This window comes from Thermosynechococcus sp., from assembly GCF_046299655.1.
In the GTDB taxonomy this organism is placed as follows: domain Bacteria; phylum Cyanobacteriota; class Cyanobacteriia; order Thermosynechococcales; family Thermosynechococcaceae; genus Thermosynechococcus.
The window spans coordinates 123,158-148,904 of record NZ_JBKBHZ010000004.1 but is presented as its reverse complement, the minus strand read 5'-3'; the positions used below and the strand labels follow the sequence as shown (position 1 = coordinate 148,904).

Annotated in this window: 28 protein-coding genes; 15 read left to right on the top strand and 13 right to left on the bottom strand. The window is 53.8% G+C overall.

Annotated elements, in window-relative coordinates:
* Positions 1-10 precede the first annotated feature (10 nt).
* Entirely contained in the window at positions 11-1,363 is a 1,353-nt protein-coding gene (locus ACK4HN_RS04540) for an OB-fold nucleic acid binding domain-containing protein (protein ID WP_409868355.1), read from the top strand.
* Here ACK4HN_RS04540 and ACK4HN_RS04535 read toward each other — a convergent pair.
* Positions 1,360-2,610: a SufS family cysteine desulfurase gene (locus ACK4HN_RS04535; RefSeq protein WP_409868354.1), complete on the bottom strand. Its 1,251-nt coding sequence runs from the start codon at positions 2,608-2,610 to the stop codon at positions 1,360-1,362. The two genes, ACK4HN_RS04540 and ACK4HN_RS04535, sit on opposite strands and share 4 nt — an antisense overlap.
* A gap of 308 nt (positions 2,611-2,918) precedes the next feature.
* On the opposite strand from ACK4HN_RS04535, the gene ACK4HN_RS04530 reads away from it, so the two are divergent.
* A complete protein-coding gene (locus tag ACK4HN_RS04530) occupies positions 2,919-4,157 on the top strand; it encodes a DUF4912 domain-containing protein (protein WP_409868353.1) in 1,239 nt (412 codons plus the stop codon).
* A gap of 58 nt (positions 4,158-4,215) precedes the next feature.
* Here the strand turns inward: ACK4HN_RS04530 and ACK4HN_RS04525 are convergent, their stop codons facing one another.
* The gene (locus tag ACK4HN_RS04525) at positions 4,216-5,091 is read right to left on the bottom strand and encodes an alpha/beta fold hydrolase (RefSeq protein WP_409868352.1); all 876 of its coding nucleotides are present in this window, start codon (positions 5,089-5,091) and stop codon (positions 4,216-4,218) included.
* Positions 5,092-5,176: 85 nt separating this feature from the next.
* The gene (locus ACK4HN_RS04520; protein ID WP_149818796.1) at positions 5,177-5,497 is read right to left on the bottom strand and encodes a DUF1815 family protein; all 321 of its coding nucleotides are present in this window, start codon (positions 5,495-5,497) and stop codon (positions 5,177-5,179) included.
* Positions 5,498-5,839: 342 nt separating this feature from the next.
* Between ACK4HN_RS04520 and ACK4HN_RS04515 the strand changes: the two genes are divergently transcribed.
* A complete protein-coding gene (locus tag ACK4HN_RS04515) occupies positions 5,840-6,289 on the top strand; it encodes an NUDIX hydrolase (RefSeq protein ID WP_409868351.1) in 450 nt (149 codons plus the stop codon).
* Here the strand turns inward: ACK4HN_RS04515 and ACK4HN_RS04510 are convergent.
* The 5 genes from ACK4HN_RS04510 to ACK4HN_RS04490 all read right to left on the bottom strand — a co-directional run bounded on the left by ACK4HN_RS04510 (position 6,286) and on the right by ACK4HN_RS04490 (position 9,188).
* On the bottom strand, positions 6,286-7,002 hold the full coding sequence (locus ACK4HN_RS04510; protein WP_409877281.1) for a metal ABC transporter ATP-binding protein: 717 nt from the start codon (positions 7,000-7,002) through the stop codon (positions 6,286-6,288). The two genes, ACK4HN_RS04515 and ACK4HN_RS04510, sit on opposite strands and share 4 nt — an antisense overlap.
* The gene (locus ACK4HN_RS04505; RefSeq protein ID WP_409868349.1) at positions 6,999-8,063 is read right to left on the bottom strand and encodes a metal ABC transporter substrate-binding protein; all 1,065 of its coding nucleotides are present in this window, start codon (positions 8,061-8,063) and stop codon (positions 6,999-7,001) included. Before ACK4HN_RS04505 ends, ACK4HN_RS04510 begins: the two co-directional genes overlap by 4 nt.
* A gap of 119 nt (positions 8,064-8,182) precedes the next feature.
* Complete coding sequence (gene rpsR, locus ACK4HN_RS04500) at positions 8,183-8,398, bottom strand: 30S ribosomal protein S18 (RefSeq protein WP_181494593.1); 216 nt, start codon at positions 8,396-8,398, stop codon at positions 8,183-8,185.
* Between the two features lie 23 nt (positions 8,399-8,421).
* Positions 8,422-8,616, bottom strand: a complete 195-nt coding sequence (gene rpmG / locus ACK4HN_RS04495) for a 50S ribosomal protein L33 (protein ID WP_409877280.1) — start codon at positions 8,614-8,616, stop codon at positions 8,422-8,424.
* Between the two features lie 35 nt (positions 8,617-8,651).
* Complete coding sequence (locus ACK4HN_RS04490; RefSeq protein ID WP_409868348.1) at positions 8,652-9,188, bottom strand: RDD family protein; 537 nt, start codon at positions 9,186-9,188, stop codon at positions 8,652-8,654.
* An 88-nt stretch (positions 9,189-9,276) separates the two neighbouring features.
* On the opposite strand from ACK4HN_RS04490, the gene ACK4HN_RS04485 reads away from it, so the two are divergent.
* Genes ACK4HN_RS04485 through ACK4HN_RS04475 form a run of 3 tightly spaced genes read left to right on the top strand, consistent with a single transcriptional unit; the run spans position 9,277 to position 14,178 of the window.
* Positions 9,277-11,037 (top strand): NFACT family protein, encoded by a 1,761-nt coding sequence (locus tag ACK4HN_RS04485; RefSeq protein WP_409868347.1) that lies wholly within the window; start codon positions 9,277-9,279, stop codon positions 11,035-11,037.
* A gap of 39 nt (positions 11,038-11,076) precedes the next feature.
* Positions 11,077-11,535, top strand: coding sequence for a photosystem II protein PsbQ (gene psbQ, locus ACK4HN_RS04480; RefSeq protein ID WP_409868346.1), 459 nt, complete (start codon positions 11,077-11,079; stop codon positions 11,533-11,535).
* Between the two features lie 36 nt (positions 11,536-11,571).
* On the top strand, positions 11,572-14,178 hold the full coding sequence (locus ACK4HN_RS04475; protein ID WP_409868345.1) for a DNA polymerase III subunit alpha: 2,607 nt from the start codon (positions 11,572-11,574) through the stop codon (positions 14,176-14,178).
* Here ACK4HN_RS04475 and tmk read toward each other — a convergent pair.
* Positions 14,116-14,829 (bottom strand): dTMP kinase, encoded by a 714-nt coding sequence (gene tmk / locus ACK4HN_RS04470; protein WP_409868344.1) that lies wholly within the window; start codon positions 14,827-14,829, stop codon positions 14,116-14,118. The genes ACK4HN_RS04475 and tmk overlap by 63 nt on opposite strands.
* A gap of 193 nt (positions 14,830-15,022) precedes the next feature.
* Here tmk and ACK4HN_RS04465 point away from each other — a divergent pair, with 193 nt between their 5' ends.
* The 5 genes from ACK4HN_RS04465 to ACK4HN_RS04445 all read left to right on the top strand — a co-directional run bounded on the left by ACK4HN_RS04465 (position 15,023) and on the right by ACK4HN_RS04445 (position 19,022).
* Positions 15,023-15,376, top strand: coding sequence for a hypothetical protein (locus ACK4HN_RS04465; RefSeq protein WP_409868343.1), 354 nt, complete (start codon positions 15,023-15,025; stop codon positions 15,374-15,376).
* The gene (locus ACK4HN_RS04460; RefSeq protein WP_409868342.1) at positions 15,373-16,491 is read left to right on the top strand and encodes an NAD(P)/FAD-dependent oxidoreductase; all 1,119 of its coding nucleotides are present in this window, start codon (positions 15,373-15,375) and stop codon (positions 16,489-16,491) included. The genes ACK4HN_RS04465 and ACK4HN_RS04460 overlap by 4 nt, the downstream gene beginning before the upstream one ends.
* A gap of 25 nt (positions 16,492-16,516) precedes the next feature.
* Entirely contained in the window at positions 16,517-16,627 is a 111-nt protein-coding gene (psbM, locus tag ACK4HN_RS04455) for a photosystem II reaction center protein PsbM (protein ID WP_181494584.1), read from the top strand.
* A 76-nt stretch (positions 16,628-16,703) separates the two neighbouring features.
* The gene (locus ACK4HN_RS04450; protein ID WP_409868341.1) at positions 16,704-17,825 is read left to right on the top strand and encodes an iron-containing alcohol dehydrogenase family protein; all 1,122 of its coding nucleotides are present in this window, start codon (positions 16,704-16,706) and stop codon (positions 17,823-17,825) included.
* The gene (locus ACK4HN_RS04445) at positions 17,826-19,022 is read left to right on the top strand and encodes an aspartate aminotransferase (protein ID WP_409868340.1); all 1,197 of its coding nucleotides are present in this window, start codon (positions 17,826-17,828) and stop codon (positions 19,020-19,022) included.
* A 171-nt stretch (positions 19,023-19,193) separates the two neighbouring features.
* Here the strand turns inward: ACK4HN_RS04445 and ACK4HN_RS04440 are convergent, their stop codons facing one another.
* Both ACK4HN_RS04440 and mscL read right to left on the bottom strand, forming a co-directional pair.
* The gene (locus ACK4HN_RS04440; RefSeq protein ID WP_409868339.1) at positions 19,194-20,465 is read right to left on the bottom strand and encodes an ABC transporter substrate-binding protein; all 1,272 of its coding nucleotides are present in this window, start codon (positions 20,463-20,465) and stop codon (positions 19,194-19,196) included.
* A 12-nt stretch (positions 20,466-20,477) separates the two neighbouring features.
* Complete coding sequence (gene mscL / locus ACK4HN_RS04435) at positions 20,478-20,894, bottom strand: large conductance mechanosensitive channel protein MscL (protein ID WP_409868338.1); 417 nt, start codon at positions 20,892-20,894, stop codon at positions 20,478-20,480.
* Positions 20,895-21,115: 221 nt separating this feature from the next.
* Between mscL and ACK4HN_RS04430 the strand changes: the two genes are divergently transcribed.
* The 4 genes from ACK4HN_RS04430 to ACK4HN_RS04415 all read left to right on the top strand — a co-directional run bounded on the left by ACK4HN_RS04430 (position 21,116) and on the right by ACK4HN_RS04415 (position 24,428).
* Positions 21,116-22,108 carry a 30S ribosomal protein S1 gene (locus ACK4HN_RS04430; RefSeq protein WP_409868337.1) on the top strand — a complete coding sequence of 331 codons (993 nt, stop codon included), beginning with the start codon at positions 21,116-21,118 and terminating at the stop codon, positions 22,106-22,108.
* 1 nt (position 22,109) lies between these two features.
* The gene (gene pdxA, locus ACK4HN_RS04425) at positions 22,110-23,135 is read left to right on the top strand and encodes a 4-hydroxythreonine-4-phosphate dehydrogenase PdxA (RefSeq protein ID WP_409868336.1); all 1,026 of its coding nucleotides are present in this window, start codon (positions 22,110-22,112) and stop codon (positions 23,133-23,135) included.
* Between the two features lie 84 nt (positions 23,136-23,219).
* Complete coding sequence (locus ACK4HN_RS04420) at positions 23,220-23,543, top strand: DUF1825 family protein (protein WP_409868335.1); 324 nt, start codon at positions 23,220-23,222, stop codon at positions 23,541-23,543.
* A 12-nt stretch (positions 23,544-23,555) separates the two neighbouring features.
* Positions 23,556-24,428, top strand: a complete 873-nt coding sequence (locus ACK4HN_RS04415) for an aminotransferase class IV (RefSeq protein WP_409868334.1) — start codon at positions 23,556-23,558, stop codon at positions 24,426-24,428.
* Here ACK4HN_RS04415 and ACK4HN_RS04410 read toward each other — a convergent pair.
* Together ACK4HN_RS04410 and ACK4HN_RS04405 are read right to left on the bottom strand one after the other, a co-directional pair.
* The gene (locus ACK4HN_RS04410) at positions 24,425-25,048 is read right to left on the bottom strand and encodes a hypothetical protein (RefSeq protein WP_409868333.1); all 624 of its coding nucleotides are present in this window, start codon (positions 25,046-25,048) and stop codon (positions 24,425-24,427) included. The two genes, ACK4HN_RS04415 and ACK4HN_RS04410, sit on opposite strands and share 4 nt — an antisense overlap.
* Before the next feature lie 36 nt (positions 25,049-25,084).
* Complete coding sequence (locus ACK4HN_RS04405; RefSeq protein ID WP_409868332.1) at positions 25,085-25,735, bottom strand: exopolysaccharide biosynthesis protein; 651 nt, start codon at positions 25,733-25,735, stop codon at positions 25,085-25,087.
* Between the last annotated feature and the right edge of the window lie 12 nt (positions 25,736-25,747).

The window sequence follows — 25,747 nt, the reverse complement described above, 5'->3', positions numbered from 1 at the left end:
AAGGTGAAGCGTGAAGATTGTTGGCCGCCGACTGCGGGGTTGGCAAGCGGTCTATGACATTGGTTTAGCCGGGGATCACAATTTTCTTTTGGCCAACGGGGCGATCGCCGCCAATTGCTTCAACAAGTCCCACTCTACGGCCTACGGCTACGTGACCTATCAAACCGCCTTTCTCAAAGCCAACTTTCCCGTGGAGTACATGGCCGCCTTGCTCACGGCCAACAGTGGTGACCAAGACAAGGTACAGCGCTATATTGCCACCTGCCTCAGCATGGGGATTGAGGTTCTTCCCCCCGATGTGAATCGCTCGGATATTGACTTTACCCCCGTTGGGGACAAAATTCTTTTTGGTCTGTCGGCAGTACGCAATGTCGGTCAGGGGGTGATTGAGGCCATTTTGCAGGCACGGGCAGAAGGGGGCGCCTTTCAAAGTCTGGCGGATTTTTGCGAACGGGTTCCGCGCGCGGGGGGCGATAGCCGCATTCTCAACCGTCGTGCTCTTGAATCCCTCATTGCCTGTGGTGCCATGGATAGTCTCCATCCCCAGCGCAACCGCAACCAACTGATGCAGGATCTCCCCCTCGTGCTGGAGTGGGCACAGGCGCGCGCCAAAGATCGGGCAGTGGGGCAAGTCAACCTCTTTGATATGTTGGCGGGTGGCTCCAGCAATGAACCCACTTACGATCCTGCCCCTAGTGCACCCCCCGTTGACGATTTACCGGATGCCGAAAAACTCCGCCAAGAAAAAGACCTGCTGGGATTTTATGTGTCGAACCATCCCCTGAAGGATATTCACCGCCCAGCGGCTATGATTGCCCCCATTAGCTTGGCAGATCTTGAGCAGCACACAGGTCAAGGGATGGTAAGTGTGATTGCTCTGCTGACGGGACTCAAGCCCATTACCACCAAACGCGGCGAGCGGATGGCGATTGTCCAGTTGGAAGACCTCACGGGTCAGGCGGAGGCCGTCGTTTTTCCCAAAGCCTATGAGCGCATTCATGGCCAACTGCAGCTGGATCGGCGATTGCTGCTCTGGGGCACCTTGGAGATGCGCGACGATCGCCCCCAACTGCTGATTGAAGATGCTGAACCCCTTGAAGAGGTGAAACTGGTGCTTGTGGATTTGCCTGTGGCGCAAGCGGGGGACATTCAAGCCCAAAGCCGCCTCTCGGAAGTGCTCAAACAACAGGTGGGAGAGATGCCCAAGGTGCCGGTGGTGGTCAAAGTAACCGATGGCTACCATGCCCAGTATGTGCGCCTAGGACCACAGTTTCGCGTTGAGGATGCCGATCGCGCCCGCCGAGCACTCAACAGTGCCGGCTTTCACGCTCAAGCCCGTGACCTCCTCAGCCTCAAGCTTTAGGCCAAGACCTCCCTAAAAAAGGCGATCGCCTCCCCAAGAGCCGCAATAAACTGATCAATTTCCGCGCGGGTGTTGTAGAAATAGAGGCTGGCTCGGGCGGTGGACTGAACGTCTAGATAGCGATGCAAAGGTTGTGTGCAGTGATGTCCCGCGCGGATAGCAATGCCTGACTGGTCAAGCATCGTAGAAAGATCGTGGGGGTGAACGCCAGTCACCGTAAAGCTGGCCAAAGCAGCGCGATCGCCAGACTTCGGGCCATAGAGCGTCACTTCGGGAAATTCTTGGAGACGTTCAAAGAGATAGGCTGTGAGTTCCTGTTCGTAGGCATGGATGCGCTCCATTCCCCATTGACTCAGATAATCGACTGCGGCACCAAGGGCGATCGCCTCCGCAATGGCGGGCGTTCCCGCCTCAAACCTATGGGGAATATCGGCATAGGTGGCATGGTCGAGAAAGACATCGGCAATCATTTCACCACCGCCGAGGAAGGGGGGCATTTGCCGTAGGAGTTCCGCGCGTCCCCAGAGAAAGCCAATGCCCGTAGGTGCACACATTTTATGACCGGAGGCCACCAACCAATCGCAGCCCAACTGCTGCACATCAATGGGGAGGTGAGGCACACTTTGGCAGGCATCCACCAATACCCGCGCCCCCTTGGCATGGGCAAGACGCACAATCTCAGGAATTGGGTTGAGGCACCCTAGGGTGTTGGAGACGTGGGCCACAGCCACCAAGCGCGTGCGATCGCTCAAAAGACTTTCGTAGTGGTTGAGATCAAACGTTTGCTCTGGGGTGAGTTCAACAAACTTGAGGCGAGCACCGGTTCTCTGGGCAACAAACTGCCACGGAATCAAATTGCTGTGGTGCTCCATCACCGTCAGGATGATGTCATCCCCTTCCTGCAGCGTATTCATGCCCCAACTATAGGCCACAAGGTTGATCGCCTCACTGGCATTGCGGGTGTAGATAATTTCCTCAGGGTGGGCAGCATTGATAAAACGCGCTACTTTTTCCCGTGCCCCTTCGTAGGCGGTGGTCGCCTCCGCACTGAGGGTGTGGATACCCCGATGAACATTGGCATTGTAGCGACGATAGTAATCCTCAAGGGTATTGAGAACTGCCAAGGGCTTCTGAGAAGTCGCCGCATTGTCGAAATAAATCAAGGGGCGATCATGTACCTGTCGCGCCAAAATCGGAAAGTCAGCACGGCAAAGGTCAGCGAGGGAGCGGCTCGGAGCGATCGTCATAACAGCAGGGTATTGGTTACGTCACGCGATTCTTAGAGAGAGTCCAAGAATACATCTTTAACTAACATCTTTAACTATACTCCCTTGCTCCCCAGGAAAGGCAGCGCCAACAGGGATTACAAACTACTATCGTGATCTCCATGCCGAATAAATGTTATGAAACTCTAACATTTGATCCCCGCAAAGGGATAAACTGCGTATAAATTCCTAGGGGTGTGCCGCAATTCCCTTGACGCCCCAAGATTTTTTTGCCAAAGATCAAGGGCAAAGGATAGCTCCGTCTATCAACCCACGATAAGGAGGCACCTATGCCGAAAGATCGCCCCCCTTTAGAAGAAATGACCTTGCGGCAGTTGCGGCGCGTGGCCAGTGAACTGCAAGTGTCCCGCTATAGCCGTATGCGCAAAGATCAACTCCTCGCTGCCATCCGTGAAAAGCAGGCGCAAGCCAACGGATCCACCACCACCATTTCTGTTCAACCTGTCCCCCCTAGTCTGGAGTCGCAAGAAAAAGTGGAAGCAGCAAAATTTGACCTCGGTCCTGCCCAAGAAGAGGCACGCTTGGCCGCAGTGGATGAAGGCCTTGGGGATTTGCCGGGTGGTTACGGTGAAAGCCGCATTGTCCTCATGCCCCGGGATCCGCAGTGGGCCTACGCCTATTGGGATGTGCCCAACGAGCACCGCGAGGAATTGCGGCGACAAGGGGGTCAGCAACTGGCTCTGCGCCTCTACGATGCCACGAATATCAACCTCGATAGCCAAATTCCCCACAGTGTTCAGGAGTACCCCTGCGATGAGTTGGCGCGGGAGTGGTATCTGCCCATCCCCGTGAGCGATCGCGACTATGTGGTGGAAATTGGTTACCGCTGCGCCGATGGCCGCTGGTTGGTTCTTGCTCGTTCTGCTCCGGTTCACATCCCGCCCGTGTACCCCTCCGATTGGGTTTGGGATCAATTCATCACCGTGGATTGGGACATGGATCTGCGCGGCAAAACCCTCTTTGATCTGGGGGCCCCCTTGGCGAGCACTGCCGAACCCAATCCCATTTACGAAGGCATTTTTGCCATGGCCGAAGGGGCGGAAGCGCAGCGGGTGGCGGGTTCTCTCTTTGGCTCGATGCACCAAGTCCCCGGCTCCATCTCCCAGTTGCCCTCCATGGCCATCAGTTCCTACGTCTTCCCCTCTGGGGTTGGGCTATGGGCTGTGCCGACGGTTTCAGGTCTGACGATGTCGGGGGTTGGCTTCTCAGCTTCGGCGGCTCCCATTCGTCCCCGCAAATTCTGGTTGGTGGCGGATGCTGAACTCATTGTCTATGGCGCTACGGAACCCGATGCCACTGTCACGATCGGTGGGCGCCCCATCAAACTCAATCCCGATGGCACCTTCCGCTTCCAGATGTCCTTCCAAGATGGCCTCATTGACTTCCCAATCTTGGCAGTGGCGGCAGATGGGGAACAAAACCGCGCTATTCACATGAAATTTACCCGCGAAACCCCCGAACGTCGCACCAATACTAAGGAAGAAGCGGTGCTGGAGTGGCTGGCCTAAGCTAGTTGGTTGGCTCGATCAACTCGTTTCCCTCTGCCGAGTGGTGGGGGGATTTTTTTTAGGCACGCAAAAAGGCAAGGAGTTCGCGATTGACGAGGCCCGGCACCTCCTGTTGTGCCCAGTGACCGCAGTCGGGCAGGTATTTCAGCCGCCAAGGGGCATGGATCCACGCCTCAATACCGTTGGCAAGGCTGGGTTGGGCAAGGGGATCATCGGCGCCCCAGAGGATCAGGGTAGGGCTGGTAATGGCTTCTGTGTGCTGTTGCAGGAGCTGCCACCACTGTTGGGGTGAAAAAAGATGACGATAACTTTTCAGCACCGCAGCGATCGCCCCCGCTTTTTCGAGAGCCGCTTGATAGAGTTGCACGGTTTCTGCTGAAAACGCAGCCTTGCGGATGGAGTAGCGTTGAAAGAGATCTTGCAAAAAACTCCGCAGATGATGCCCTAACCAGTACTCCGCCAAGCCGGGGATATGACAGGCCAAAAGTGGCCAGTTGCGCCAAAAATGTTCCAGTTGCTGCCAGAGTTCCAGTCCGACACGGTAGGGGTGGGGGGTATTTAAGACCGCTAGATGCTGCACCATGTGCGGAAAGCGCGCTGCCACATGCCAAGCAATCAGGCCACCACAATCATGGCCGACAATGTGTGCTCGCTCATAGCCCAGTTCTTGGATCAGCGCCGTGACATCTTGGCTGAGGGTATCGAGATCATAGCCCTGGGCTGGCTTCTCGGAGTCATTGTAGCCCCGCAGATCCGGCACGACGACCTTGAAATGACGAGCAAGGACAGGAATTTGAAATCGCCAAGAATACCAAAACTCTGGAAAGCCATGCAATAAAACCACAAGATCACCGCTGCCTTGGGTGACATAGTGCAGGCGCACTTGGTTAACGGTGAGGTACTGGTGTTGCCAACTAAGGGACGCTTCAGTCATTGAAAGTGGGGATCAAAGTAGAAGGAAAGTCCAGCTCTACTTTTAAGCTAACACCGACAACAGATGCGAGGGTAGCCCCATAGGGTTAAACCGCCGTGGGAATACGGACTTCCTTAAGCAGATTGGCCAGTTCTTGCAGTTGGTTGATGGCCTCTGCCCCTTCTAGTTTCATCAGTTCGCGGTCATCGCGCATTTCAGTCCAAGTGATCCCATAGTCAGAGACCAAGAAGCGAATCAGGTGGTTGTCGGCCAAGCTGACCATGAAGGAGGCACTATTGAGTTCACCGCCACAGGTATAACAGGAAGCCATGTAGCCTCGATTTTCTAGGGCGATCGCGAGGGCTTGGAGATTGAGCACCAAGTCGCGAATAAACTGGCGGTGTTGTTCGGCTAAGCGGTAAAACATAGGACAGTTAACTCCAAGAAATGAATAAATGAATAGCGCAGCCCCCAAGAAAAATATTAAGACAATCTTAAGAATGTGCCGCTATGTACCAATTTGTAAAATCTTATGAAAGAGATGTAAGAATCTAAAATTTGCTATAGGGATGAATAGCTTTGGTTTTGCTTGGCTGGAACGGCAACATGCTCTAAAAGCCTACTTTTGCCTCTAATTCACCGTTAATTGCCGTGTTGACTGTCGTCGCAGTGGCGGCCTGCCATATTCCTTAAGGGCTATGTTTTTCATTTTACTTTAAGGTTTCTGTTTCTAGGGTACTGTAGCCCTAAGAACATATTTTGCAAGACAATGCCAGCAACTACGATTGTTCCTGTTGCCCTTGCCATTCTCTACCAGGGCGATCGCGTTCTTATGCAACTGCGAGATGATTATCCCCATATCTTGTATGCCGGCCACTGGGGACTGTTTGGCGGCCACCTTGAACCCGAAGAAGCGCCGCTCGCGGGCGTTCAGCGAGAAGTTTATGAGGAGATTGGCTACTGCCCACCCCACCTCACCTTTTTTGGAGAGTACGGCGATTGCCAAGTGCATCGCTATATTTTCACTGGCCCTTTGACGTGTGAACTGGGAACCTTAGTCCTCAACGAAGGACAGGGGATGGACTTGGTACCCTATGATTCTGTGGTGGCCGGGGTTCACTATGCCCAAACCCTCGCCGAAGATCGCCCCTTGGGAGACATCCACCAGCGCATTCTGCTCGATTTCTTTGCTCGATTCAGACGAGAATCACGTGGTTAGGCGGCAAACTGTTGTAGCACCCGTTCGGGGGTTCCTAGACCTTGGACACAGCGATCCAGATACAGCACCTGGTCACAGGTTGCCCTTACCCGCTCCAAGTGATGGGAAATTTGTAAAATCGCCCAGCCCTCAGTCACCTTGAGCGTCTCCAGTAGGTCGTAAAACTGTTGCTCGCCTCGGAGATCTAAGCCAGCGGGAGCTTCATCTAAGATCAAGAGACGACGGGGTTGCACCAAGCAGTAGGCCAAGAGGGCGCGTTTGGTTTCCCCCCCAGAGAGAGAACTCAGCGGTTGTGCGGCCAGATGCTCTAGGTGCAGGCGTTGCAGACTGTGTCGGATGGCGCGATCGCGCTGCCGGCGGTGCTGCCACGGCCACTGCCACGTGGGTTGCCCCCAGCCCAAACCGACAAATTCCGCCACGGTGATGGGAATACGCGGATCGCACTGGAAGTTTTGCGGCAAGTAAGCCACCTGTTGGCGGACATAAGGGAGCGTGCGGCGATAGCCCATGCCATAGCCCAAGAGGGTCACTCGTCCCTGCTGGTAGGGAATAATGCCCAAAATGGCTTGAATCAGGCTACTTTTGCCGGCACCATTGGGACCAATGATGGCCATGTTCATACGAGGCAATAGGGTAAAGGACACGCCTTCTACTACCCAGCGATCGCCCCGCCGCACCGAAAGATTTTCCACTTCTAGTAGGTATTTACTCACAGTGCTGTCCCTAAAGGTGCGCTCAGCCGCATCCATGGCCCCACTACGGCAATGGAGTCAGGACGCCGATAGGCTTGCTGTTGCGCCCCAAAAGCCTCAGCTAGATTGCGAATATTTTGCTCCATCCTTTGCAGGAAGTAGGCAGGCGTCAGATCCGCTGCCGAAGGAGCACGCTCTAGGGGATCAAACACACTTACCTTCACCCCCAAATCTTTCGCGAGGCTTTCAAAGACCTGTTCTTGCCCCGGTTCCGTCAGGAGGGTTTTCAGGTCACTTTGTTGCACTGCTTGCATCACTCGCTGCACATCAGCGGGGGAAGGGTTAACCGAGGGGATGCCCACAAGGTAAGTAGTCTTCAAGTTGTAGCTTTCAGCAAAATAGGGCGCCACATCGTGGTAAACAACAAATGTTTTGCCGGCAAAGGGGGTCAGTTTTTCCCGTGCTAGGGCATCTAGCGCTTCTAACTCTTGAATAAAGGCCGCAGCATTTTTCCCATAAATCGCTGCCCCCTCAGGATCAATGGCAATCAGACCATCGCGAATATTTTTCACCTGCTGCATGGCACGCTTGGGATCCAGCCAGATGTGGGGGTTGAATTCACCATGGCTGTGACCCTGGTGATCATGGTCGTGGTCGTGATCATGATCGTGCTTTTCCCTCGCAATGGTGGCCACCCCTGCACTGGTATCAATAATCTTGAGGTCAGGATTGGCGGCATTTTCAATGAGTTTATCTAGGAAGGTTTCCATCTCAAGGCCATTTTTGACCAATACCCTTGCAGTGCTCAGGCGCTGCAAATCTTCAGGCCGCGCTTGAAAATCATGGGAATCAGTGTTGTGGGGTAAAAGTTGCTCCACAGTGGCGCGATCGCCCACAACTGCTTTTGTAAAAGCAGTTATGGGCAAGAACGTTGTCACAATCGTCAGCTCGGGTTCTGCTGGTGTTGCCTCCTGTGCCGTCTGTTGCTCCTGTGGGCGTTGGGCTTGGGGGGCACAGCTTCCCAGAAATACACCAAGAATCACCAAAACTCCCCAAGGCCTCAGAGTAGCGCAAATGGTCATGGACAAATGACGAATGAGAACCATTCTCATATTAGCACACTGAGCAAGGAAGGACAAGCAAAAGATAAAGGGGTAAGCCTCAACCTACCCCCTAAAAACTCAGCAGCGATTGCGAATTCCTAGCCTTCGAGATTCAAGAAGGGCAACAGCGCCATAATCCGTGCTCGCTTAATGGCGACTGCGAGCTGCCGCTGTTGCTTTGCGGTCAGACCTGTTACCCGCCGCGGTAAAATTTTGCCCCGCTCGGTAATAAAGCGGCGCAGGAGATCCACATCTTTGTAGTCAATGGGCTGATTTGGGGGAATCGGGGAAACCCGTCGCCGATAAAATGCCATAGCTTTCCTCTAGTTACTTATGGTTACTTAATTTCCCTGTGAATAGTGTGCTTGTTGCAGTAGCGGCAATACTTTTTACGTTCCAGCCGTCCTGTGGTGTTGCGGCGATTCTTAGTGGTGGTGTAGCGAGACACACCGGGCGATCGCTGTGCCGGATTGGTGCGACACTCTGTGCACTCTAGGGTGATAATAATTCTGGCGCCTTTTGCTTTAGCCATGGTGTTGCCTATTGATCCAGTGAGCCGATCTCCTATTATGGCAGATCTTTGCGGATTTTAGTTGCCAATTTGATGAGCTTGCGATCAAGGGCAAACCCCCGCTGACAGCGATACACCTTTGTGCCGCCAAGGCGATCGTGGAGGGTGCGGTGTTCTTCGTCAATCCACGCCAAGCTACAGTCCACGGCAAGGGGTAGTGCCAAGATAATGAAGGCCATACTGGGCCCTTGGGACTCCAAACCCGCCAATGCCAGTAGTGCCCCCACCCCCATAATTAGCTCTCGCTTGCTGAGGGAAAGCAAATCGGGTGTCCGCTGTCGCTGATCCAACAGGCGCACATTCATCAGCCAATGGCCAAGGCTTTGCCCCTTGTTGCGGTTGACCATTGCCACCCGCAGCAGCCACCAAACAAGGGCAAAAACAAACAGTTGCCCCCACTGAATGGCTGCCCCCGGCGTGATACCGACAACACTCGTCAGCCAGATTAGGATAAAGTCAATGCTGGTGGCGATCGCCCGTCGCCAAGGCTGAGCCAGTGGTAAGGGGGGTGGATATTGACGGGAAAGTGCCATGACAACAACGCAGTGGCAAGTAGCCAGAGAGTGGCTAAACTAGTATAGCTTGCTGCCGATTCCTCAAAAATTCTCTGGAGTTTAGACGGTGCAACCCGTTGATTTGACTACCCTACGTGCTGTTTGTGCCGATCTTCAACATTGGCTGCCGGCACGGTTAGAAACTGTCTATCAGCGCGATCGCTACACCATTGCCCTCGCTCTACGCACGCTGAAAAAACAGGGCTGGTTGACCCTCAGTTGGCATCCCCAAGCAGCACGCATTGCCTTTGAACCACCGCCCCCGCGCCAACCCGACACATTTACCTTTAGTCAGCAGCTCCATGCCCAACTCAATCGCCTTGCCCTAGTGGGCGTGAGCTTAATCAACCCGTGGGAGCGCGTTGTGGTCTTGGAATTTGCCCCCCGTCCGCAGGAAGCAACGCAGTGGCGTCTCTATGCCGAGATCATGGGCAAGTACAGCAACGTGATTCTGGTTAACGCTGCGGGAGAAATTGTTACCGCCGCCCATCAAGTCAATGCCCAACAGTCCCGCTTGCGCCCAATTTTAACCGGTCAACCCTATGTGCCCCCACCGCCCCTGACAACAGCGCTGCCCAGTTGTGAGATTCCCTTTGAGCAGTGGCAACAACAGGTAAGCGTGATCCCCGGACGGCTGCGGCAGCAACTCCCCAAGACCTATCGGGGACTGAGTCCAGCCCTAGTACAGCAATTACTCGTGGATGCCGCATTGCCCCTAGAAAGTCCCACCACAGAACTAACTGCTGAAGAATGGCGACGGCTGTTTGCACATTGGCAGCACTGGTTGGCATGTTTAGAGAGCGGGCATTTTGCCCCTCAACTCACACCAACGGGCTATCGGGTTATTCCTCCCCTTGGAATGCAGACTCCCTCAACCGTCAGCATCCATGAGATTCTCGCCACCTATTACCAAGACCAACTGCGGCAGCAGCAAATACAGCAACTTCAGCAACAGTTGCACCAGAGCCTACAGGCACAACGGCAAAAACTCATTGCCAAAATTGAGGACTATCGAGAACGATTGGCCGCTGCTGCTGAGGGCGATCGCCAACGCTACCTTGCTGACCTACTGATGGCCCATGCCCACCTGTGGCAACCCGGCATGACTGAACTGATCGTGACGGACTTTATTACTCAAGAACCCCTGACGATTCCCCTCTCCCCAGAGAAAAGCGCCATTCAAACGGCTCAGGAGTTGTACAAGCAACAGCAAAAACTTAAACGCGCCCAGCATCACATTACCCCACTCCTGACGGCTGCGGAAAGTGAACTCGCCTATCTGGATCAGGTGGCGGCCACCCTCGCTACGGCCACATCCTTAGATGTTCTTGAGGAGATTCGCGCTGAACTGATTGAACAGGGATACCTGACGGCACCCGATTATTACCGTCCCCCCACCACCCCTAGTCCCTACCTACGCTATACAACACCGAGTGGCTTTACGGTTCTCGTGGGGCGTAACAACCGCCAAAATGATGACCTCACGTTTCGGGTGGCCAGTCCCTACGACTGGTGGTTTCACAGCCAAGAGATTCCCGGCAGCCATGTGATTCTTCGCCTTGAAGCGGGGGATGTGCCCAGTGACAAAGATATTCAATACGTGGCGGATTTGGCGGCTTACCATAGTCAAGCCCGTGCCAGTGCCCAAGTGCCCGTGGTTTATACTCGCCGCAAGTATGTGCAAAAACCGAAGGGTGCCAATCCGGGGATGGTGATCTACGATCAGGCAACAGTGGTGTGGGGATGCCCTCTGAGCATTAGTGATTGCCTTTCAGACGTGTCCCAAGGGGGTGCTGGCGGCGATCGCCACGGGATCGTGGCAGAATAGAACCGTGTTTTTTACGACACCATTGACTGCTGAGGTTCTATGCTGCGCCTAAATCAAAAATCCCTAATTTCAATCCTATTAAGTTTTGTTGCCATGATTTTAGTTGGCTGTGGCGGCCCTAGTGCCACAACCACACCGCCACCCACCTATAGTGAGTTGCAAATTACGCGCATTCAAGACTACCTAAGTGACATTGAGAAAAATGCCGAACGCTTTGCCGACCTAGAGGTAAGCGTAGCCAAAGGCGATTGGCAGGAAGCCCGCAACATTATGCGCGGCCCTCTCGGTGAAATGTTGATGGATATGCGTGCCCTCAATCGCAATCTCTTGGCGAAGGATCAACCCACCCCCACCGCCTTGACCCGTGCCCTGACGGATGACTTCCTGAAAATTGATCAGGGGGCGGATCTCAATAGTGTCACCGTCGCTCAAGAGGGCTTCCGCGATGCTGAAGCGGACTTCAAGGCCTATCTCAATAGCTTGCCTGAGTTGTCCTAGTCCCCTGCGTTTTTCCTAGGTTGATGGCCGTTGCCCATGTCCTTCGTCGGTCTGCATATTCACAGTGATTACAGTCTTCTGGATGGTGCAAGCCAACTTCCCGACCTAGTGGCACGGGCAATGGAATTGGGGATGCCCGCGATCGCCCTTACGGATCACGGGGTGATGTATGGTGCCGTTGAACTGTTAAAGCTCTGCCGTGGCAAGCCCATCAAGCCCATTATCGGCAATGAGATGTATGTGATTAACGGCGACATCACCAAGCAGGAACGCAAACCCCGCTTCCACCAAGTGGTACTGGCCAAAAATAAGCAGGGCTACCACAACCTTTGTAAGCTCACCACCATCTCCCACCTTCAAGGTTTTCAAGGGAAGGGAATCTTTGCCCGCCCCTGCATCAATAAAGAGCTACTGGCGCAATACCGCGAAGGGCTAATTGTGACTAGTGCCTGTCTGGGTGGTGAGATTCCCCAAGCCATCTTGCAGGGCAAGCCAGATTTGGCCCGCAGTGTTGCTGCTTGGTATCAAGAGACTTTTGGTGAAGATTTTTACCTTGAGATTCAAGACCACGGCAGTCAAGAGGATCGGGTGGTCAACGTTGAGCTGGTGCGCATTGGCCGCGAGTTGGGGATCAAAATTATTGCCACCAATGACTCCCACTTTATTTCCTGTCATGACGTTGAAGCCCACGACGCTCTGCTGTGTATTCAGACCAACAAGCTGCTCACCGATGACAAGCGGATGCGCTATAGCGGCACGGAGTACCTGAAATCCGCTGCTGAAATGGCTCGGCTATTTCGGGATCACTTGCCTGCTGAAGTCATTCAAGAGGCCTTGGCCAATACCCTTGAAGTGGCCGATAAAATTGAACCCTATAACATCTTTCGGGAACCCCAAAGTCCCGAGTTCCCAGTACCTGCTGGCCATACCGCCGATACCTACCTAGAGCAGGTGGCTTGGCAGGGGTTATTGGAGCGATTTCAGCTTAGCGATCGCCAACAGTTGGATGCGACCTATCGGCAGCGACTGGAATATGAACTAAAAATGCTGCAACAGATGGGGTTCTCGAACTATTTCCTTGTGGTTTGGGACTACATCAAATATGCCCGCGACCACAACATTCCCGTCGGGCCAGGGCGGGGATCGGCGGCAGGTTCCCTTGTGGCCTATGCCCTGCGCATTACCAACATTGATCCAGTGCACCACGGCCTGCTCTTTGAGCGGTTTTTGAACCCTGAGCGCAAGTCCATGCCCGATATTGATACGGACTTCTGCATTGAGCGTCGCGAGGAAGTGATCCAGTACGTCACCGAAAAATACGGTAGCGATCGCGTCGCCCAGATCATCACCTTCAACCGCATGACCTCAAAGGCAGTACTCAAAGATGTGGCACGGGTGCTGGATATTCCCTATAGCCAAGCGGATCAAATGGCAAAGCTGATTCCCGTGGTGCGGGGCAAGCCGGTTAAATTGGCGGTGATGATCTCCGATGACACTCCCTCGCCCGAATTCAAGGAAAAGTACGAGAGTGATCCGCAGGTGCGCCGCTGGATTGATATGGCGATGCGCATTGAGGGCACCAACAAAACCTATGGCGTCCATGCCGCTGGCGTCGTCATTGCCTCAGAACCGTTGGATCAACTGGTGCCGCTACAACGCAACAACGATGGTGCGGTGATTACCCAGTACTTCATGGAGGATCTGGAATCCCTTGGCCTTTTGAAGATGGACTTTTTGGGTCTCAAGAACCTAACAATGATCCAAAAGACACGGGAACTGATCCAGAAAAACTACGGCAAAACCCTTGATCTAGATGCCTTGCCCCTGGACGATGCTAAGACGTACCAACTGCTTGCGGAAGGCAAAGTGGAGGGCATCTTTCAATTGGAATCTTCGGGGATGCGTCAAATTGTCCGCGAACTCAAGCCCTCAAATCTGGAGGACATCTCTTCTGTGCTAGCCCTCTATCGGCCAGGGCCTTTGGATGCAGGTCTGATCCCGAAATTTATTAACCGCAAGCATGGGCGAGAACCGATTGAATATCCCCATGAGCGTTTGAAGCCCATATTAAGCGAAACTTACGGCGTACTTTGTTATCAGGAACAGATCATGCGCATGGCGCAGGACTTGGCGGGCTATTCTCTCGGTCAAGCGGATCTACTGCGCCGCGCCATGGGCAAAAAGAAAAAAGAGGAAATGGAAAAACATGAAGCCCTCTTCATTGAGGGGGCGGCGAAAAATGGGGTGCCCAGCGCCGTCGCCCAGGAACTCTTTAAGCAGATGCTGGATTTTGCTGAATACTGTCTGAGTGGTGAGACGGCGGTGATGACGGTGGAATATGGTGCTGTTCCCATTCGCCGCTTGGTGCAGGAACAGTTGGCTTGTCAGGTGTATAGCCTTGATCCCCAAGGGCATCTTTATACTCAACCTATTGCCCAATGGCACTTTCAGGGTTTTCGTCCCGTGTATGAGTATGAACTTGAGGATGGCTCAACGATTTGTGCAACACCGGATCACTGCTTCATGACCACCCGTGGCCAAATGCTGCCCATTGAGCAAATTTTTCAGGAAGGACTCGAACTATTCACCCTGCCGCAGGCGCGCCTTCAAGGTCTCAAACCACTGGTGCAAACGAACCCCTAGGCAATCTTGAATAGCTTTACTCACCTGATGCGGGGATTGATCGGCTTCAATCCGCTGCCAGCGATCGCCCCCCGCCTGAGCCAGTGCCATGAATCCCTGACGAACCCGCTCATGAAACGCTACTGCATTCTGCTCTAGGCGATCCGCAGTTCCTCGCTGCTGCGTACGGGCAAGGCCAACCCTAACGGGGACATCTAACCAGAGAACTAAGTCGGCTGCTAGGCCGCCGGTGGCCATCTCGTTGATTTGATGAATGATCTGCAAGTCCAGCCCCCGCCCATAGCCTTGGTAGGCAAGGGTAGAAGCGGTATAGCGATCGCACAGGACAATACCCCCCCGTTGCAGTTGGGGACGGATGCTAGTAGCCACGTGTTGGGCGCGATCGGCGGCATAGAGAAGCAGTTCTGCCATGGAATCAATCTCTAAATCGCTATGGAGCAGCAGTTGCCGCAAGCCTTGGCCAAGAGGCGTTCCCCCTGGTTCACGGGTGAGGAGCAAGGGGGGATCAATGTCAGCGGATCGCAATTTTGCTAGCCAGCCACTTTCCTCTAGCCATGTGGCGATCGCCCCCATTTGGGTGGTTTTGCCAGCACCTTCTCCCCCCTCGAGGACAATAAAAAAACCAGTGTAGGGATGGGAAGAAGAATGCATGAATCCAGCAGTTTAGAAGAAAGGTTTGATATAGTCGCGGCATCCTGCCAGCATAGGGCAGGGCACCTTACAATAGGGGCAATGCTTCATTCCCTGTGATTTGCTAGGCACAACAGCAGCAACAACACGCCATCTGTTCCGTGATTATCCTAGAACCATTGTTCGCAAATCATTAGTTTACCACTTGGCGGTTATGGCTCGATATGCTCGTGTTGTTACCATTGCACTCCCTCGGGCACGGCTAAAGGAAGAGCTAGTGCAAACCCTAGAAGCCTGCGATTTGACCGTAACCCATGTGGGGGAGGATTACGTCGTGGCGCGTGAGAGCGCGCTTGATGCTATTTCAATTTCCCAATTAGTTACGGTTGAAGTGCTCATTGACAAGACCACGCCCCAAAATGATGTTACCAAGTTTGATCTTGTGCTCAAGAACAAAGAGCTGACCCTCAAGAAAAATAATCACTGCTTTGAATGGTTTAACCGCGTGAGTCGCGCCATCACTGAAAATAAAAATTGGGAACTAGTTGATACGGTCGCGACACTGTGACGGTGCTGCCAACCAATGCAACAGTAACCATTGTGGGCGCCGGAGTGGTTGGTTCGGCGATCGCCTACGAACTGAGTCGTGTTCTTGACGCAGCGGAAACGCCGATTGTTGTCCTTGAAGCCCAGAGAGAAGAGGATTGGCAAGCCAGCGGTGCAGCTCTTGGTGTTCTGATTGTCCATCTCAGTCGGCGGCGGCGTGGACGCAACTTTCAACTGCGGCAGGCCAGTTTGGCGCGTTACGAAACCTTGATTCCCGAGCTAGAGGAACAGACAGGGGTTAAGATTCCCTACCAGCGCCGCGGCATTATCGAAATCTGTACCACCGAGGCGGAAGCGATCGCCACCCAAGCATGGTTGCAGGAACAGACTCCCCAAGGGGTGCAGTGGCTCTCGCCAAAAGAAGTTCAGGATCAATGTCCACTTGTGGATATGCACCACATTCACGGGGCACTTTGGGCAACGGGCGATCGCCAAGTGACGCCAAAACCCTTGACTCAAACCCTGCGCCAAGCCGCTTGTCAACGGGGGGTAGAGTTCTTTTATCAAAGCCCTGTCCGACAGCTCCAGCGATCGCCCCAAGGAAAGTGGATTCTGCACTTGGATCAGACCTTGCTTGAGACTGAATACCTGATTTTAGCGGCAGGTCTAGGGACAACGCCCCTCACTCAAGTCCTCGATCGCCCTGTCACTGTGGAACCAGTCTTAGGACAAGCCCTAGAGTTTGCCTGTGAGGCGAACACACCAGTGATGACGGCTGAAGGGATTCATTTTGTCCCCTTGCCTTGGGGACGGGTGTGGGTGGGCGCAACGGTGGAATTCAACACCCTAACCGGAAATTCGCAAATCCTTGATCAACTGTACAAACGCGCCACTGAGCTTTGGCCAGTTCTGAAAACCGCTCCCTTAACCCAACAGTGGCAGGGAGTGCGACCCCGCCCGAGCGATCGCCCGGCACCCATTATCGAAAAAATAGACAACCACACCTGGCTGGCCACAGGCCATTACCGCAATGGTATTTTGCTCGCTCCCGTAACTGCCCAAAAGATTGCCCAATCTGTGATCACGACCTTGACCGAGGGCGATCGCTCCAGAGGGGGCAGAGCATTGATAAAATAAAATCCAATGTTGTGGGATAGATACCATGGAAGTGAATCCTTTCGGCTTAGTGGCAACGGCCATGTTTGTGATTGTGCCAACGGTGTTTTTGATTATTTTGTACGTGCAAACGGAAAGTCAGCAGAAAAGTAATTAAGATAGATCTCTATGGCTAGAGCGAAAACAGCTCTATGGTGCCAGAGAGTCTCTAAATAATCGTTGTTTGTAGGCCTGTGACTGCTGCTTCCTTTTCCCCCCTTTGTATTGCCCCTACCCACGTCTATCGCGGTTGGTCAATTCTCTCCCAAGCAGGGGCAGCCATTGCTCAATTAGGGCATCATCCCCTTTTGGTGGTCTCACCGCAGCGGTATCAGCAGCTTGAGCAGGAGTGGCAGGCGATCGCCCGCTCCCATGATCTCACCTTCACTGTGGGAACATTCCATGGCGAATGTAGTGAATCCACTCTTGCCCAGCTCCGCCAAGAGGCACAAGGCAGTGATTTAATCATTGGCATTGGCGGTGGCAAAGCCCTAGATACCGCTAAGCTTTTGGCGTATCAACTGCACGTGCCGGTGGTGACCATCCCGACATCAGCAGCCACCTGTGCCGCTTGGACAGCCCTCTCCAACATCTATACAGAGGCCGGTGCCTTTGCCTATGATGTGGCCCTCCAGCGGTGCCCCGATCTGCTGCTGTTGGACTACGCCCTGATTCAAACGGCGCCGAAGCGAACCCTGATAGCCGGCATTGGGGATGCTCTTGCCAAGTGGTACGAAGCCTCTGTGAGTAGTGGTCATCGCCAAGAAACCTTAATTGTGGGCGCAGTGCAGCAGGCACGAATCCTGCGGGATATTCTCTTGCAGCAGTCTGCGGAAGCCTTGGCGAATGTGGGCAGCCCCGCCTGGGAAAATGTGGTGGATGCCAGTGTTCTCATGGCAGGGATGATTGGTGGCCTAGGAGGTGCCCAATGCCGCACGGTTGCCGCCCATGCGGTTCACAATGGTCTAACCCAACTGCCTCAAAGTAAAAGGACACTCCATGGCGAAAAAGTAGCCTACGGCATTCTTGTGCAGCTACGCTTGGAAGAAATTGTGCAGGGGAGTCAACTGGCCACCAGCGCCCGCCATCAGCTTTGCCAGTTTTATGAGCAGGTGGGTTTGCCCCTAACTCTCGAAGACTTGAGCTTCCAAGAGGCGAGCCTAGCACAACTCCAGCATGCGGCTACGGTTGCCTGTGCGCCCCACTCCGATATTCACTATCTGCCGTTTCCTGTGACGCCTGATCTGGTGTTAGAAGCAATGGTGTCCACCGTAGTCGGCTACAGTGCCAAAGTCTTGGATGGGAGTGCCCGCTAGATGGGGTTAGAGTGGATTCAGCCGGCTGATCGCCTTGGGGCATTGCCGCCCTACGTTTTTGCTCGCCTTGATGAACTCAAGCTGAAAGCACGGCAGCAGGGACTGGATTTAATTGACCTAGGGATGGGTAACCCCGATGGCACCGCCCCGCGTCCAGTCATTGAAGCAGCGATCGCTGCCTTTGAGGAACCGAGCTACCATGGGTATCCCCCCTTTGAAGGCACAGCCGTTTTCCGTCAAGCCATTACCCGTTGGTATCAGCGCCGCTACAACGTCTCCCTTGATCCCGATGGTGAAGCTTTACCCCTGTTGGGATCAAAAGAGGGACTAACGCACCTTGCCCTTGCCTATGTGAATCCGGGGGATGTGGTACTGGTGCCTAGCCCCGCCTATCCGGCTCATTTTCGTGGTCCTGCCATTGCCGGTGCCAACATCTATCCCCTTATTTTGAAACCGGAAAAGGGCTGGCTCATTGATCTCAGTGAGATTCCCAGTGACATTGCCCGTCAAGCTAAGGTTTTGTACTTCAACTATCCCAGCAATCCCACGGCGGCGATCGCCCCCCGCTCTTTCTTTGAAGAAGTCGTTGCCTTTGCCCGCGAATATCAAATTTTACTGGTGCATGACCTTTGCTACGCTGAACTGGCCTTTGATGGCTATCAACCCACAAGCCTACTGGAAATTCCCGGTGCCAAGGAAATCGGCGTTGAGTTCCATACCCTCTCGAAAACCTACAACATGGCCGGTTGGCGGGTGGGGTTCGTGGTGGGCAACCGCCACATTATTCAGGGCCTGCGCACCTTGAAAACAAATTTAGACTATGGGGTGTTTTCGGTTTTGCAGAAAGCCGCAGAGGTGGCCTTGAGCTTGCCCGATAGCTACATTGCCGCTGTGTGCGATCGCTATCGCCAACGGCGGGATTTTCTGATTCAAGGCTTGAATGAACTCGGCTGGCAACTCACCCCCACCCAAGCAACCATGTACCTGTGGGTGCCCGTTCCGAGGGGCATGAGTTCCACGGATTTTGCCCTCAAACTGCTTCAGGAAACGGGCGTTGTTGTGACCCCCGGCAATGCCTTTGGCGAAGGGGGTGAGGGATACGTGCGCATTAGCCTCATTGCTGATTGCGATCGCCTCGGTGAAGCCCTTAAACGCATGGCTCAAGCCAATATCCGCTTCGATACCCTGAGTCAGTGACCTTGCTGCCAGCGCAGTTAGACTCCATCCAAGGCAATGCTGCCTATGGGTCTGGTCGCTTCAACTGTTTCTAGGGCTTCAGACAATTCTCAAGCCAAGCTACCCATAATCCCCCTAACAATTCTCTGCACAAAGGGGGAAGGGAAAGCGGTTGTCGTTTCGTGCCCTCCTTCATCCGAAGCGACTATTCCACAATGTTTCTGCATCCTTAAGCGCTTGGTCAATTGTCTTTTGCCCCAAGAGCACGGCCTGCAAATTTTCATAGAGAAGTCGTTGCAGCTCCTTAATATCCCGCAGGGGGGGAATCAGAACCTCTGCTTGGGTCATTTGAGCAGCACTGACGGCTCGGGCGATGTCCACAGGGGTAGCATTTTCTCCGAGAGCGCGAAAGTAAGGATCCGCCAAGGCTGCTTGGGTAGAAGGCAGGACATTCGCTTCCTTGGCAAAGGCGAGTTGATTTTCATTATTGGTGACAAAGAGGGCAAATTCGACGGCCAGTTCAGGATGGCGACTCTGGCGGGGGACGAGTAAATTCATCACGGCAACATTTTTCTTGCCAGTGTCGCCGGTCAACTGGGGGGCGGGAGCGGAAACAGCGGCAATACTGGGAGCATTGGTGGCGATCGCGTTCAAAAATTCGGGACTGGTCATCAATAGAGCCGTTTGTCCCGATTGATAGAGTTCGATGCCTTGGCGGTGGCCTTCAGTGAGCACTTGGGGGGGCAAAAGTCCCTGACGATAGAGATCCAGCCAATACTGGAAAACGGCTTTGCCGACTGGGGAATTAAAGGCAGCGCGGCCTTGATCATCTACAAGCTTCACCCCCATCTGCACCATGGCCTGCATCAGTTCGGCAGAGTCCTCGGGCACCATCGTAATAAAGAAGGCGTATTTGCCCGTTTTCTCCTTCACCGCTTTAGCAACACTGGCGAGTTCGGTAAAGGTTTCGGGGGGGCGATCAACCCCAGCGGCGGCAAGAATTGCCTTGTTATAAATTGTGACCCGCGAGGTGAGGTACCACGGCACAGCAAAGCTTTTGCCCTCCAGTGTGGTGGCCTGCCAGATATTGGGTAGATAACGCTCACGCACGGCTGGGGGTACATAGTCATTGAGATTGAGCCATGCATTGCGTCCCGCCAACAACGCCGCAAAGTCGGGGTTGAGGTTCACCACATCGGGAGCTGTGCCCCCTAGGACCGCCATGAGAATTTTGGTCTGCATTGCCGTCCAAGGAATATCCACCCAGCGCACGTGGACATTGGGATGTTGGGCTTCAAATTCGGCAATCAGGCGGTTAAAGTAATCGGTAAATTTGGGTTGCAGTTGCATTGTCCAGAATTCAATCTGGGTGCCTTGGACAGGCGGTGCCATTGCGCAACTGGTTAGGATGACCAGCGATAGCCCTACCAACAGCCCATAGATCCAGCGGTGCCACAATCGCATTGCTGAGGACTCCTAAAGAGGCGGGAGTTCAGAGGTACAGGCACGGCAGCGGCTCGCCTTGAGGGGCACAAACTCCAAGCAGTAGGGGCACTGCCGTTGTTCGGGCGCAGGGGGCTTCTTGGGTAGCAAGGGCAAAATGAGTTTCAGGAGAATAAACAAGCTGAGGGCAATTACCCCAAAGTCGAGTAAACTGCCCAAAAACTTGCCAATTCTAATCCCTGACCCAACAGTGAGTTCCCGCCAGTCGCCCCCAGGGATCAGCGGATTGACCAAGGGCATGATCAGATCCTCAACAACGGAAGTAACAACGCGGCCAAAGGCACCCCCCACGACGACCGCGATCGCCAGATCAATGACATTCCCCTTCAGGGCAAATTCGCGAAACTCCTGCCAAAATTGCCTGACCTGTCGGCGGTTCAGTCGCGCCATGCCCACTCCTTAACTACACAAAAATTAACATTTGTCTTCATCAATGACCAAAATTTTATCCATACCGCTAGCCAACGGGCAAACTCTAGGCTAAGATTGTAGATCCAGTTAGAAAGTGTTCGAGCGATCGCTGGTATGATTGTATATGGCACCCACTTCTGCTCGCTTGACAACTCACTATACACCCCCATTTTCGTTAAAGGAGCTAGGAAAACACTCGCATGGTCAATCAGGAAAAAACATTAGACGTGGGCTTTACGCATGCTGATTTTGCGGCCTTACTCGACCGCTACGATTACCACTTCAACCCCGGCGACATTGTTGCTGGTACCGTTTTTAGCATCGAACCGAAGGGTGCCCTGATTGACATTGGTGCGAAAACCGCGGCTTACATCCCGATTCAAGAAATGTCTATCAACCGGATTGAGAGTCCGGAAGAGGTACTGCAACCCAATGAAACCCGCGAATTCTTTATCTTGGCGGACGAAAATGAAGAGGGGCAGCTTACCCTTTCGATTCGCCGTATTGAGTATATGCGGGCTTGGGAGCGCGTTCGCCAACTGCAAGCCGAAGATGCCACTGTTCGCTCTCAGGTTTTTGCCATCAATCGGGGGGGTGCCCTTGTTCGCATTGAAGGGCTGCGGGGCTTTATCCCTGGTTCCCACATCAGTACCCGTGTCAACAAAGAGGAGTTGGTGGGTGAAGAACTGCCACTGAAATTTTTAGAAGTGGATGAAGAGCGCAATCGCCTCGTACTTAGCCATCGCCGTGCCCTTGTTGAGCGCAAGATGAACAAGTTGGAAGTGGGCGAAGTGGTGGTTGGAACTGTGCGGGGGATTAAGCCCTATGGCGCCTTCATTGACATTGGTGGCGTCAGTGGTCTGCTGCACATCTCGGAAATCTCCCACGACCACATTGACACTCCCCACAGTGTTTTCAATGTCAATGACCAAGTCAAGGTGATGATTATTGACTTGGATGCTGAGCGGGGTCGGATTTCCCTCTCCACCAAGCAACTGGAGCCAGAACCCGGTGACATGGTGAAAAATCCGCAGTTGGTCTATGAAAAGGCTGAAGAGATGGCCGCGCGCTATCGTCAGCAACTCCTGCAACAGCAGCAGCAGACCACAGCAGAGACCACTGAGGAAGTCATGGAAGACATTCCCGAAGCCACTGAAGACGATACGGCTGAGCCAATTCTTCAAGAAGCTTAGGATGTCCCTTGCCCTCACCCTTGGGGATCCAGCGAGCATTGGCCCAGAAATTCTCCTGAAAGCCCTAGCTCATCTGCCCTCAGACCTGTTAGGGCAGTTTTTTATTGCGGGTACCCAGCAGGTATTGCAGGAAACCTACACTCGCCTGTGTCAGCAGGGACAGGTGGCCATTGATCCGGCGCAGCTTCAGATCTGGGAGCATCCCCTCGAGGAGAGGATTGTGCCAGGACAACCCAGTGTTGCCAGTGGGGCGGCCAGCTTTGCCTATCTCAAAACGGCCATCCAGCGGGCGATCGCTGGCGAGGTGGCAGGAATTGTAACGGCACCGATTTCTAAGGCCAGTTGGCAGGCCGCAGGGTATCACTTTCCCGGACAAACGGAAGTGCTGGCTCACTTTACTGGAACCGCCAACGTGGGCATGGTGTTCTTGGGGCGATCGCCCGTAACTAACTGGGTGCTGACCACTTTACTCGCGACGACCCATATCCCCCTGCAAGAGGTGCCCAAAGCCCTGACCCCTGAACGTCTCAATGAAAAACTGGCGCTCCTTGTACAGTTTCTAAGGGAGCGGCGGCATCTGGAGCGGCCTCGCATTGCCATTGCTGGCTTGAATCCCCACAGTGGTGAGCAGGGACACCTAGGGCAAGAGGAAGTGACTTGGCTGATTCCATGGCTTGATGCAGCCCAGCAGCAGTATCCTCAAGTTGAACTGATTGGCCCTGTACCTCCTGATACCCTCTGGATTGGGGCTGCCGATGCGTGGTGGGGACGTCCTTCTGCTGCCCCTGCCTACGATGCCTATCTCGCGCTCTATCACGATCAGGGATTGATTCCCGTGAAGATGCTGGCCTTTCGGGAGGCGGTCAATACGACGATTGGCCTGCCCTTTATTCGCACGTCCCCAGATCACGGTACGGCCTTTGATATTGCGGGTACAGGGATGGCAGACCCACAGAGTTTTCTGGCGGCGATCGCTTGGGCACAGACTCTGAGCAAAGGATCGGTTTTCCCTCTCACCCCCGCCTAAAGTGCCTTTGATAGAATGCAACTAGATAACAAACCAAAGGGTCAATCGTTGGCACTTTGGTTATTGCTGTATCGGGCAGAGCCTATGGGATTCTTTGATTCAGAAATTGTTCAACAGGAAGCACAACGCCTGTTTCAGGACTACCAGCAGTTGATGCAGCTTGGCTCCGAGTACGGCAAGTTTGACCGCGAAGGGAAGAAAATTTATATCGAAAAGATGGAAGAACTCATGGATCGCTACCGTATTTTTATGAAGCGGTTTGAGTTGTCCGATGACTTCATGGCTCAGATGACAATCAAGCAACTGGAAACACATCTGAGCCAGTTTGGCATGTCTCCCCAAACCATGTTTGATCAAATGTATCAAACCCTTGAGCGCATGAAAGCCGAAGTGGAACGCCAACCGTAGGGGAGATGGCGGGTGTTGCTCTGTAATTTGGATGGGGTAATTACGCCAGAGGCCACGATTTCTGTTCTGGACCGCGGTTTTCTCTACGGCGATAGCGTCTATGAGGTAATTCGTACCTATCAGGGGATTCCCTTTGCCCTAAAGGAGCATTTAGCGCGCTTGCGAGCCTCAGCGGCCTATCTGTACATGACCGTGCCGTGGTCTGATGAGTACATTACTCAAGAAGTGCAACGTACCTTAGCGGCTGCTCCAAGGGGAGAATATTACATTCGGATTGTGGTGACCCGTGGCCGCGATCGCCGCATTGGGCTATTGCCAGAACCCACAACCCAGACAAGGTTATTGATCGTGTTGATGGCGATCGCCCCCGAACCAACCTTGAGTGAACAGGGCATTCGCCTTACCATTGCCAAGCGGCAACGCATGAGCACCGCTGCCCTTGATCCTGCGGCTAAAACGGGCAATTACCTCAACAATATCTTGGCGCTATTGGAAGCGCAGCAAGCTGGTTTTGACGACGCCCTTCTTCTCAATGCCCACGGGCAGATTACCGAGGCCACGACCAGTAACCTCTGGATTGTCCGTGATGGTGTGGTGGAGACACCCCCCACCACTGTTGGCATACTCCCCGGAATTACGCGAGGGATACTGTTAAAGCTCCTTGCAGACTTGGGTATTCCCCATCGGGAAGTGATTCTCGCCCCCCAAGATCTAGCGAGAGCCAGTGAGGGCTTTCTTAGTTCATCGGTGCGCCTGCTAATGCCGATTCGCCAAGTGGATGAGGTGCTCTTTCCCGTCTGTCCGGGACCTGTGACTCAAAAGCTATGGCAGGAGTTATTAGCAGTGATGGAAAAGGCGGCTCTAGCCCAGATACAGTCCTTTTAGCGAAGCCCTTGAGTTGGAAACATAACGGGAATATTGGGATTGACCCATACTTGACAGTTGAGTTCGCTACTGGGTGGAAAAAAAGGAACGGGGTTGCCTGCTGCATCGGTGACCTCTGGTAGGTATTCAAGGGGTAGGGCATCAAATTGACAGGTGTAGGCACCATAAATGACCTGCCGGCGATCCCCCAAAGGGCGCGCTGCGCGATCGCGTAGGATCAACTGATAGCCAAAGCTGCGACTGGCATTGCCCAACTGATTGATCAGGGCAAAACGCCGCAAATAGGGCAAGCGTCCCCAAGCGGAAGGGGAGACAAAGGCTTCAACTCTGCCCCCCGGTGCTGCGATAGCTGGAAAGGCCTGCCAGCGCTGAATCACGTTATCACCAAATTGCTGCACGACCCACCATAGACTAGGTACCGTTAAGCCCACTGCTGAGGGTTGCTCGCTGACTACAACCTGCTGTTCATTGACAGGCATCGCGATCGCTTCGGCAACCGCTGGCGGTAAGTCTCCATTGGTATTGGCAGTTGTTCTGACAGGATGCCCCATCAATAAAGCGATCGCCCCCACGGCACTCAACCATTGGCCACAGGAGTTGGGAAGGGGTAAGGTTCTCATTGCCCTTGAGTGATAAAGGGGAGATTACTTCCTATCTTACGGATGCAGCCAAGCCCTCAATACATCGAGGAGACTGTTCCCCCCCCAAGCAAGGGCAACAAGAATCGAGGTGGTCACTGCTAAACCCATCAGAGAAATAACGACCCCCGCCAGACTAATCAAACCATCATCATCCAAAAGACCAAAGCCAATCGTAAAAATGCCCATGGCTGGAATGGTGTTGGTGCCGGGAATGGGCAAAATCATCGAGATGGCCATCAGTGACACAGCTACTCCCAAACCCAAACGTCCGCCTCGGGTGGTGCAAATGGGGCGCAAGCGGGGACGGGAGATCAATTCAATCCGCTGCAGCCAAGGCAAAGCTGTGCGCACAATCTTTTGAATCTGCGATCGCGGCATGGTGCGTTTGAGCAGCCGAGGGGGCAACCAAGGGGCTGAGGCACCCACAAGCAACTGCCAGCCCAACAGGAGGAGCACAATACCAAAGGGGGTGGAATAACCGGGAGCGGGCAGAGGCAGTGCCGAGGGCAACGAAAGAACAGCCAGCAAAAACCCAAAGGTTCGCTCTCCAGCCAACTGCAGAATCTCTCCTAAGGACACCAGTTGCTGCGTTAAAACCTCTCCATCGCTGGGCGCGGGCACAGGAGTCAAAAAAGCACGTTCGAGGTCAGTGGACAGTTTGGCCATAGAAGTTTAAGA

Coding starts and splice junctions, on each gene's coding strand:
- ACK4HN_RS04490 (WP_409868348.1), bottom strand. CDS start 9,188: ATGGCACTTTCCCGTCAATATCCACCCCCCTTACCACTGGCTCAGCCT.
- ACK4HN_RS04520 (WP_149818796.1), bottom strand. CDS start 5,497: ATGTTTTACCGCTTAGCCGAACAACACCGCCAGTTTATTCGCGACTTG.
- ACK4HN_RS04405 (WP_409868332.1), bottom strand. CDS start 25,735: ATGGCCAAACTGTCCACTGACCTCGAACGTGCTTTTTTGACTCCTGTG.
- pdxA (WP_409868336.1), top strand. CDS start 22,110: ATGTCCCTTGCCCTCACCCTTGGGGATCCAGCGAGCATTGGCCCAGAA.
- psbM (WP_181494584.1), top strand. CDS start 16,517: ATGGAAGTGAATCCTTTCGGCTTAGTGGCAACGGCCATGTTTGTGATT.
- rpmG (WP_409877280.1), bottom strand. CDS start 8,616: ATGGCTAAAGCAAAAGGCGCCAGAATTATTATCACCCTAGAGTGCACA.
- ACK4HN_RS04430 (WP_409868337.1), top strand. CDS start 21,116: ATGGTCAATCAGGAAAAAACATTAGACGTGGGCTTTACGCATGCTGAT.
- ACK4HN_RS04445 (WP_409868340.1), top strand. CDS start 17,826: ATGGGGTTAGAGTGGATTCAGCCGGCTGATCGCCTTGGGGCATTGCCG.
- rpsR (WP_181494593.1), bottom strand. CDS start 8,398: ATGGCATTTTATCGGCGACGGGTTTCCCCGATTCCCCCAAATCAGCCC.
- mscL (WP_409868338.1), bottom strand. CDS start 20,894: ATGGCGCGACTGAACCGCCGACAGGTCAGGCAATTTTGGCAGGAGTTT.
- ACK4HN_RS04410 (WP_409868333.1), bottom strand. CDS start 25,048: ATGAGAACCTTACCCCTTCCCAACTCCTGTGGCCAATGGTTGAGTGCC.
- ACK4HN_RS04420 (WP_409868335.1), top strand. CDS start 23,220: ATGGGATTCTTTGATTCAGAAATTGTTCAACAGGAAGCACAACGCCTG.
- ACK4HN_RS04525 (WP_409868352.1), bottom strand. CDS start 5,091: ATGACTGAAGCGTCCCTTAGTTGGCAACACCAGTACCTCACCGTTAAC.
- tmk (WP_409868344.1), bottom strand. CDS start 14,829: ATGCATTCTTCTTCCCATCCCTACACTGGTTTTTTTATTGTCCTCGAG.
- ACK4HN_RS04505 (WP_409868349.1), bottom strand. CDS start 8,063: ATGACCATTTGCGCTACTCTGAGGCCTTGGGGAGTTTTGGTGATTCTT.
- ACK4HN_RS04465 (WP_409868343.1), top strand. CDS start 15,023: ATGGCTCGATATGCTCGTGTTGTTACCATTGCACTCCCTCGGGCACGG.
- ACK4HN_RS04535 (WP_409868354.1), bottom strand. CDS start 2,610: ATGACGATCGCTCCGAGCCGCTCCCTCGCTGACCTTTGCCGTGCTGAC.
- ACK4HN_RS04475 (WP_409868345.1), top strand. CDS start 11,572: ATGTCCTTCGTCGGTCTGCATATTCACAGTGATTACAGTCTTCTGGAT.
- ACK4HN_RS04530 (WP_409868353.1), top strand. CDS start 2,919: ATGCCGAAAGATCGCCCCCCTTTAGAAGAAATGACCTTGCGGCAGTTG.
- ACK4HN_RS04515 (WP_409868351.1), top strand. CDS start 5,840: ATGCCAGCAACTACGATTGTTCCTGTTGCCCTTGCCATTCTCTACCAG.
- psbQ (WP_409868346.1), top strand. CDS start 11,077: ATGCTGCGCCTAAATCAAAAATCCCTAATTTCAATCCTATTAAGTTTT.
- ACK4HN_RS04440 (WP_409868339.1), bottom strand. CDS start 20,465: ATGCGATTGTGGCACCGCTGGATCTATGGGCTGTTGGTAGGGCTATCG.